Annotated in this window: 1 protein-coding gene and 1 pseudogene; both read right to left on the reverse strand. The window is 62.0% G+C overall.

The features are described 5' to 3' along the window. Positions 1-423 precede the first annotated feature (423 nt). Positions 424-909: a peroxiredoxin gene (locus GR198_RS35170; RefSeq protein ID WP_011650769.1), complete on the reverse strand. Its 486-nt coding sequence runs from the start codon at positions 907-909 to the stop codon at positions 424-426. Between the two features lie 155 nt (positions 910-1,064). Beyond that, positions 1,065-1,266: pseudogene (locus tag GR198_RS35175) on the reverse strand (protein-disulfide reductase DsbD domain-containing protein); the annotation flags it as partial.

The raw sequence follows: 1,266 nt of genomic DNA on the forward strand, positions 1-1,266 counted from the left end.
CTACAATGTAATAACATTACCGTTATGTTATAACGATTGCGGCGAGATTGAGGCGGGAGACCGATCGCTGGTCATTCAGCCCATTGGATCTAGCAAGGAGCAACGTTACGGCCTGTCCTTCGAGGCTCCGGCCTTCAGCCTCCGCGCCTCAGGATGAGGGAGGTTGAGGGTGGCGCGAGCTGGCTTCCGCCTTGCCATTCGTCCGGGCGTCGATGATCGCCTGAGAGGCAAGCGCCGACATCCAAGAGAGCCTCATCCTGAGGTGCCTCGCAGGGGCCTCGAAGGACGAGGCGGGCGCGCCGACGCTCGATGCGTGCAAGAAGCTGCGTTGCCGCGTGTCTTTCGAGGCTCCGCGCCTTCTCCTCCCCCGACAACAAAAAGGGCGACCAACTCGCCGCCCCTTCATCCATCAGCAATGAAAGCTCAGAGCTGTTCCAGCATCGCGGCAGCGCCCGAGACGGTTGCCTGGCCGGGGCTTTCTTCGACGTTGAGGGCTTTGACGACGCCGTCTTCCACCAGCATCGAATAGCGCTTGGAGCGAAGGCCGAGGCCGCCGGCGGAGAGGTCGGCGTCGAGGCCGACGGCCTTGGTGAAGCCGGCATCCCAATCGGCGAGGAAATGGATCTTGCCCATGCCGCCTGATGATTGCGCCCAGGCGCCCATCACGTGCCAGTCGTTGACGGCGACGACGGCGATGTCGTCGACGCCCTTGCCAAGGATGGTGTCGCGGTTTTCGAGATAACCCGGCAGGTGGTTCAGCGAGCAGGTCGGCGTAAACGCGCCCGGCACGGCAAAGAGCACGACGCGCTTGCCGGCGAAGAGCTGATCGGTGGTGATTTCGACCGGGCCGTCAGCCGTCTTTTCCTTGAAGGTGGCGGCAGGAAGCTTGTCGCCGATCGCGATGGTCATGGTCTTCTCCTTGGTTCAGTAGGGGTTCTGGCTTTGGGGATTCCGGCTTGGCGGCGGCGGGCGCCGCAGGGGATCGAGGCGACTATAGGAGCCCATCATTGAAAGGCAAGGCCGGCCATTGAAAGGCAAGACCGGTCATTGAAAGGCAAGACCGGTCATTCGAAGGCAAGCGTCGTCTCCATCGCCCTTTCACCGTCGATGACCAGCACGCTCCATTGCTTGCCCGATATGTCGTAATCCTTCGGCAGCTTGCCGATAGCGATATCGACCTTGAAGATGGCGCCGTCACGTTTGCCGCCGATCTGCTTGGTGAAGGCATAGCCGCTCGGGCCGGTGACGATGATATCGGGCGCGGCC

Source organism: Rhizobium leguminosarum (genome assembly GCF_010668065.1).
GTDB lineage: Bacteria > Pseudomonadota > Alphaproteobacteria > Rhizobiales > Rhizobiaceae > Rhizobium > Rhizobium leguminosarum_S.

Excerpts from the sequence above, each read along its gene's own strand:
- GR198_RS35170 (WP_011650769.1), bottom strand. The coding sequence starts at position 909 with ATGACCATCGCGATCGGCGACAAGCTTCCTGCCGCCACCTTCAAGGAA.